Raw genomic sequence first — 6,798 nt, 5'->3', positions numbered from 1 at the left:
TAAGGGCGCCCCGCTTTCCGTCGAATTAATGCAATCTTGATCACTTAACACTCCGTAAATGGGTGCCGCCGATGGTGCCAAAGCGGCATCGTCTCCCCTGATTCTATCCGTCATCCACATGGTTATGCACAGCTCGGTGGGAAAACTCGAGGTTTTGGTTGTGGAAAACTACTTTTCCCTTGAGATCAAGCGTTTTCAAGCACGCGATGACATGGAAGCACGGGTCTGGATGTGAACTTTCTTTCGTTAAGTCCACCGATAATCCACAAGTTTGGGGTAGATTATTCACAGGCACTGCCCCGCTGGTTCAAACGGGGAGGTACAGCTGTGCCAATTTGACCTGGCGCGCAGTTTTTTCTATTGTTACTAAGTCCCATGCGTGCGTTTTGCGACCTGCTCAGTTTTAGAAGAGCCCGCGGAGCCTCGCGTTTTTCAAAAATAAATGTGCGTCACCAATGTTGTTATCCAGCTAGCTAGCAACGGGTAGGGCGTATCACTAATCGTCTTGGAGTATCACCGTGAGCAAGCGGACTTTTCAGCCAAACAACCGTCGCCGTGCCAAGAAGCATGGTTTCCGCCTTCGTATGCGTACCCGTGCGGGTCGTGCCATTCTGTCGGCACGCCGTGGCAAGGGCCGCAGCGAGCTGTCCGCATAAATTTGCGACACAGCTCTTGGCAGCATAGTTTTCCTGGACTCGACTAAGAGTCACGAGGAAATCCCATGTTGCCAAAGAATCAGCGACTGCGCCTAGCGCAGGACCTTACAGCCACTGTACGTTCCGGCGTCCGAAGCGGACGCCGGAACGTCGTGCTATATGCACGACCCCGGACTGATGAAGAATCGGGGGATAGATTTGGATTCATTGTGTCCAAGGCTGTAGGTATTGCCGTTAAAAGGAACCTTGCCAAGCGGAGAATGCGCGAAATCGCCCATGAGCTTCGGCGTGCAGATGGAAATCTGGACATCGTCGTACGTGCGCTTCCAGGAGCTGCAGAAATTTCCTGGGATGAAATTCATTCGCAGGTTTCCTCGGCCTTCGCCTCTGCGGTTAGAAAAGCCGAGGCACGCTGATGCGCAAGGATTCAGCACCCCGTACAGGTGTTGTGTGGTTCGTTATTGACCTGCCACGCAATATCCTCATCGGCCTGCTCAAGATTTACCGAAAAATCATTTCGCCGTTGTACGGCGATGTATGCAGATATTTCCCCAGCTGTTCTGCCTATGGGCTCGAAGCAGTTACCCAGCATGGCGTCGTTAAAGGGGCCGGGCTAACTGCATGGCGAATCCTTCGATGCAATCCGTGGTCCCACGGTGGTGTCGACCACGTTCCCGAGGGACCGAGGATTTGGCCAGAAGGTAAACTGCCGAGGATCATAGTTCTGAATCATCCTGTGATTCCCGACGATGAAGACGCCGCGGATAGCGGCCGCAAGGAGCGCGACCTCTGATGAACAACTTCCTAGACACGATATTGACTCCGTTTACGTATGCGGTGTCTTGGGTTCTGTGGGCTTTCCACGAACTGTTCACGATCATTGGCATGAATCCGGACTCGGGCGTCACCTGGACCCTGTCCATCATCTTCCTCGTGCTGCTGATCCGAACCCTGCTGATCCCGGTCTTCGTCAAGCAGATCAAGTCTCAGCGTGCCATGCAGGCACTGCAGCCGGATCTTAAGAAGCTGCAGGCGAAGTACAAGGGCAAGACTGACCAGATGTCGCGTCAGGCCATGGTGCAAGAACAGCAAGCGCTATTCAAGAAGCACAAGACGAACCCGCTGTCTTCTTGCCTCCCGCTGTTGATCCAGATGCCGTTCTTCTTCGCGCTGTTCCGCGTACTGAATAACGCTTCGCATGCAAGCGAGACCAATCAGTCCGTCGGTGCGCTGTCGGTCGAGAACATCCGCAGCTTCGACTCGGCATCTATCTTCGGTGCCCCATTGTCCGAGACTTTCCTGGGCACCTTCAACTCCGGCAACACCAACTGGGCTGTTGTTGTTGTCGCCGTGATCATGATCCTTGCCATGATCGCTTCGCAGTTCTTCACCCAGCGGCAGCTGATGACCAAGAACATGAGTGCGGAAGCCCTGCAGGGCCCGTTCATGCAGCAGCAGAAGATGATGCTGTATATCCTGCCTCTGGTCTTCGGCATCGGTGGCATCAACTTCCCAATCGGTGTGCTGATTTACTGGACCGCCACCAACCTGTGGACCCTCGGCCAGCAGTACTGGGTTATCCACAACAACCCAACCCCGGGTTCTGAAGCAGAGCGTGAGCTCAACGCCCGCCGTGCTGCCAAGGGCCTGCCGCCAGTTGGCCAGAAAAAGACCGCAGAAGCAGAGCAGCCTGTCATTGAGCAGGCCAAGGGCCAGCGAGAGCAGCCACAGCGTAAGAACCGCCGGAAGAAGAAATAGCCATGACTGCAGCCGAAAATTTTGAAGTGCCCGATCTGGAAAACCAGGTCGATTCCGAGCAGGAAGTTCTGGACGAGGGCGACGTAGCCGCCGACTATCTTGAAGAACTTCTGGATATCGCGGATCTCGATGGCGACATCGACATCGAAATCCGCGGCGGTCGCACCTACATCTCCATCGTGACCGATGAAGCGGGGACGGACCTGAGCGGCCTTGTAGGTAAGGACGGCGAGGTCTTGGATGCGCTCCAAGAGCTCACCCGCCTAGCAGTTCTGAATGCCACCGGAGAGCGATCGCGACTGGTTCTGGACATTGCAGGTTACCGTTCGGATCGTGCTGATCAGCTGCGCACAATCGCGGATGAAGCTATCCAAAAAGCCCGGGAGACCGGCGAAGAAGTCCATCTTGAACCAATGAGCGCGTATGAGCGCAAGTTGGTGCACGACGTGATCGCCGACGCTGGACTGCATTCCGAATCCGAGGGTGAGTCGGGCCGCCGGCACATCGTTGTGTCAACGCTGGACAATTAAGCCGCGCTGGCCACAAGCGTACGTGAACAAGCAAAGGACCATGCAATGACTGAGGATCTCAGCCTTACCGCAGAAGAGGCACTCGCCGCCGAAAAGATCTTCGGCGACCGCCTCGATCTTGCCAAGCGATATGTAGAGCACCTGGCCACCTCCGGCATCGAGCGCGGCCTGCTTGGCCCGCGGGAAGTACCCCGTCTGTGGTCCCGTCACGTGTTGAACTGTGCGGTCATCGAGTCAGTTATGGAGAAGGACGCCGAGGTGGCCGATGTGGGCTCCGGTGCTGGCCTGCCAGGGCTTTGCCTGGCCATCGCCCGCCCGGACCTGAATCTGACGCTCATCGAGCCTCTGGAGCGCCGCTGCATCTGGCTCTCCGAGGTCATCGATGACCTCGGACTGACCAACGCCACCGTAATGCGGGGGCGCGCTGAACAGATGGTCGATGTCGTCAACGCCCGTTACGTGACCGCACGCGCTGTATCAGCGCTGACTAATCTTGCTGGGCTGACGATTCCGCTGCTCCACGGTTCAGGGGAGCTCATCGCCATTAAGGGTCGTTCCGCTGCTGAGGAAATCGACAAGGCATCGAAGGCTATCCGTAAGCTGGGTGGCAAGGAGACCGAGGTACTCGTGATCGGGGAAGGTCTGCTCAGCGAACCCACTACGGTGGTTCGTATCAAGGTTGGCTAGTCCAACAAGTTAGGCTTAAAACAGCTTTAGGTGCGCCAGACGCGTTTTGTTGAATAAATTTCACTGAAAAGCGGATTGCAATCTTAAGGACTTGTTTTGAATGTTTCACGTGAAACATTGTCGATGACAGTCGGAAACTGCGACTGCATCTTTTCATGAGGAGGAGTTTCACCTTGTCTAAGACCAAGGATTCGTCGAGCAGTGTTTTTGACTTTAATGACTCTTCCTCGCCGCTAGCCAGCCAGCTGGCGAGTGAACATCGTCGACGCGAAGCTTTGGAGGCCCGTAAGGTGCCCAAGCCTGACAAGACCCGTTATTTCACTATCTCAAACCAAAAAGGTGGCGTAGGTAAGACAACTACGACCGTCAACCTGGCTGCTGCTTTAGCGAAGGGTGGCTTGAATGTCCTGGTGATCGATATTGATCCGCAGGGCAACGCTTCGACCGCTTTAGGAATTGAGCATCACGCCGAGGTCGAAAGCATCTACGACGTCCTCATCAACGACGTACCGCTGGCCGACGTTGTAGCCACCTGCCCTGATTTACCTTCGCTTCAGGTAGCGCCTGCGACTATCCACCTGGCTGGCGCCGAAATTGAATTAGTGTCCCTTGTAGCCCGAGAGCAGCGTCTTCAGCGCGCACTGGACGATTATGCCCGTACCCGGCAGCGCTTGGGGCAGCCACGTTTGGATTACGTGTTCATCGACTGTCCACCGAGCCTCGGGCTGCTGACAGTTAACGCGTTCGTTGCAGCACGCGAGGTATTGATCCCGATTCAGTGCGAGTACTACGCTTTGGAAGGCCTGAGTCAGCTACTGAAGAACATCGAGATGATTCAGAAGCATCTGAACTCTCGCCTCACAGTCTCCACTATCTTGCTGACCATGTACGACGGGCGAACGAACTTGGCAGCCCAAGTGGCCAACGAAGTTCGTGAGCATTTCCCCGAACAGGTTCTCAAAGCAGTGATTCCTCGTTCTGTCCGTATTTCTGAGGCACCAAGTTATCAACAGACCGTTATTACATACGATCCGAATTCTACTGGTGCGCTTTCATACTCGGAGGCTGCACAGGAAATCGCTGATCGAGGGGCCAAAAAGTAACACGAAGCATTTCAGAAACTAAAAGCAGGAAAACTCCTGCTTTTAGTTGTTTAAGACGGAAGTATTGGGTCAATTTTCCGGACGTGACGGAAACACTCACCTTTCAGTACTACGCGTCCCAACTCTTAACGCAGGTAACAGTAGACTAGTCGTGGGCTGAGATTCGGGATGAAAGGGCGTGCATTAAATGGCTGAGAAGAAACGTGGCTTGGGTAGGGGGCTGGGTGCGCTGATCTCCAGCTCGCCGGCAGCGACTGTTCCAGAAGAACATGTAGATGTTTCACGTGAAACGACCGCGACAGAAACGACTGCTCCACCGTCTAAAACTAAGCCTGCACGACCCGTAGATATGTTCTTCGAACCGGGAAGGAAATCTTCTTCATCGGGAACTGGGAGTACATCGTCGCGTTCCACTAAGAAGCCTCGAGCAACGATGCCGGGGCTCAGCTCCACGGTAGCTTCAACTAAGCCGAAGCCTGCTGAACCCAGTATCCAGCCTGAAACCGATGGGCTCGTCGATGTTCCTGGCGCACAGTTTGCCGAAATCGACGTCAAGCAGATCCATCCGAATCGCAAACAGCCGCGTAGCAATTTCGATCAGGAACACATGGATGAACTCATCCACTCGATCCGCGAAATTGGTCTCCTGCAGCCAATCGTGGTGCGTCCGTCACGAGAAAACAACGAGGCACCATATGAGCTGGTCATGGGTGAACGCCGTTGGCGGGCAACCCAGGAAGCAGGCCTCTCGACAATTCCAGCGATCATTCGGGACACACAAGACACTGATCTCTTGCGTGACGCTCTTTTGGAGAACCTGCATCGTTCGCAGCTTAACCCTTTGGAAGAAGCTGCGGCATACTCGCAGTTGTTGGAAGAGTTCAATTGCACTCAGGAAGTACTCTCTGAACGTATCGGGCGCTCTCGATCGCAAATCTCGAATACGATCCGCCTCATGAAGTTGCCGGCACTGGTGCAGCGTCGTGTTGCCGCCGGAGTGCTTTCTGCAGGTCATGCCCGCGCGCTTCTTGGGCTTTCCAATAATGAGGCGATTGAGCAGCTCGCCCAGCGCATTATCAACGAAGGCCTGTCCGTGCGCGCCACGGAAGAAGCAGTCGCTTTGAGCGATGACAAGCCGAAACCGAAGGGTCGAAAGGTACGCGAGACGCAACGGAACGAGCGGCTCGACTTTATCGCAACTTCGCTTGCCGACAGACTCGATACCAACGTCAAGATCCAGCTCGGCAGCCGCAAGGGCAAAGTCAGCATCGAATTCGCCTCTGTCGAAGATCTGAATCGAATCATGGAAGTTCTCGATCCGAATATGAAAGCTTAGTAGGCCAGTCTAATCAGGGTGTATGTTTCACGTGAAACATACACCCTGATTGCCTTAATAGCGTTTTGAATGAACCGTGTTTCACGTGAAACAACTATCACGCTGTCGAAGGAACTGCTTCGACGCGGCGAGGCCATGGATCATTGGTTTGAAAATTCTACTTTGACACCCTGATCGAAAAAAAACTTAAAGACGCAACACAGACTAGTGGGTACGCCTTTCCAAGTCATCTGAGATCTCCACTTCCTACCTTCGGGGGAGCGACCACGAAGGATGGAAAGCGAGCATGGCATTTGCTGCAGCGACCAAGGCAACTGGTACAAGCAGGGCTCCGAACATTGCAGTCACAATTCTCTAAATGGTCACCAGTCTGCCGGGACAAAAGTGCAGATTCAACGGCTGACGTAACGTGCGCAATCCGCTACTAACTGTTTCCGCGGTCGTTGGTTAGTGCGAGCGTGATTGCATTACTTGCTGTATTGCTGGAGAGCAATCCGGCTAATCGGCCCGCACTCCACGACTCGGATGATCCGACGTTCATGATCTTGAGATCGGCTTACTGCATTGGAGAAAACTGCCATCACGGCTGCGAAAACTTTTAGAAGCTGCCAGCTGCAAACAGCACGACCTTGGGGATGGACGTGTCTATCGAGCCGAACCTGGTTGACTAAACCTGACCGAATCAGCTCGGACTACCGAAGGGGGAAACGGAAACGTTCATCGTCGCT

General features: G+C 54.3%; 9 protein-coding genes. All 9 read left to right on the top strand.

Annotation, left to right across the window (positions count from 1 at the left end; all coding sequences use genetic code 11):
• Window positions 1-58: 58 nt before the first annotated feature.
• The 9 genes from JQN66_RS17780 (at window position 59) to JQN66_RS17740 (ending at window position 6,070) form a co-directional block, all read left to right on the top strand.
• On the top strand, window positions 59-235 hold the full coding sequence (locus JQN66_RS17780) for a hypothetical protein (protein WP_204676150.1): 177 nt from the start codon (window positions 59-61) through the stop codon (window positions 233-235).
• Between the two features lie 283 nt (window positions 236-518).
• The gene (gene rpmH, locus JQN66_RS17775) at window positions 519-656 is read left to right on the top strand and encodes a 50S ribosomal protein L34 (RefSeq protein WP_188949299.1); all 138 of its coding nucleotides are present in this window, start codon (window positions 519-521) and stop codon (window positions 654-656) included.
• A gap of 65 nt (window positions 657-721) precedes the next feature.
• Complete coding sequence (rnpA, locus tag JQN66_RS17770; protein ID WP_188949300.1) at window positions 722-1,072, top strand: ribonuclease P protein component; 351 nt, start codon at window positions 722-724, stop codon at window positions 1,070-1,072.
• Window positions 1,072-1,449, top strand: coding sequence for a membrane protein insertion efficiency factor YidD (yidD, locus tag JQN66_RS17765; RefSeq protein WP_188949301.1), 378 nt, complete (start codon window positions 1,072-1,074; stop codon window positions 1,447-1,449). Before rnpA ends, yidD begins: the two co-directional genes overlap by 1 nt.
• Window positions 1,449-2,414, top strand: coding sequence for a membrane protein insertase YidC (gene yidC / locus JQN66_RS17760; protein ID WP_188949302.1), 966 nt, complete (start codon window positions 1,449-1,451; stop codon window positions 2,412-2,414). Before yidD ends, yidC begins: the two co-directional genes overlap by 1 nt.
• A 2-nt stretch (window positions 2,415-2,416) precedes the next feature.
• Window positions 2,417-2,944 carry a Jag family protein gene (locus tag JQN66_RS17755; protein WP_188949303.1) on the top strand — a complete coding sequence of 176 codons (528 nt, stop codon included), beginning with the start codon at window positions 2,417-2,419 and terminating at the stop codon, window positions 2,942-2,944.
• Between the two features lie 45 nt (window positions 2,945-2,989).
• Window positions 2,990-3,631 carry a 16S rRNA (guanine(527)-N(7))-methyltransferase RsmG gene (gene rsmG / locus JQN66_RS17750; protein ID WP_188949304.1) on the top strand — a complete coding sequence of 214 codons (642 nt, stop codon included), beginning with the start codon at window positions 2,990-2,992 and terminating at the stop codon, window positions 3,629-3,631.
• A gap of 173 nt (window positions 3,632-3,804) precedes the next feature.
• Window positions 3,805-4,734 carry a ParA family protein gene (locus JQN66_RS17745; RefSeq protein ID WP_229777427.1) on the top strand — a complete coding sequence of 310 codons (930 nt, stop codon included), beginning with the start codon at window positions 3,805-3,807 and terminating at the stop codon, window positions 4,732-4,734.
• 187 nt (window positions 4,735-4,921) lie between these two features.
• Window positions 4,922-6,070, top strand: a complete 1,149-nt coding sequence (locus tag JQN66_RS17740; RefSeq protein WP_204676149.1) for a ParB/RepB/Spo0J family partition protein — start codon at window positions 4,922-4,924, stop codon at window positions 6,068-6,070.
• The last annotated feature ends 728 nt before the right edge of the window (window positions 6,071-6,798 follow it).

It is taken from the genome of Glutamicibacter protophormiae, assembly GCF_016894325.1.
In the GTDB taxonomy this organism is placed as follows: Bacteria; Actinomycetota; Actinomycetes; order Actinomycetales; family Micrococcaceae; genus Glutamicibacter; species Glutamicibacter protophormiae.
Note: the sequence above shows the minus strand (reverse complement) of the source record. Positions and strands in the feature narration are given on the sequence as shown.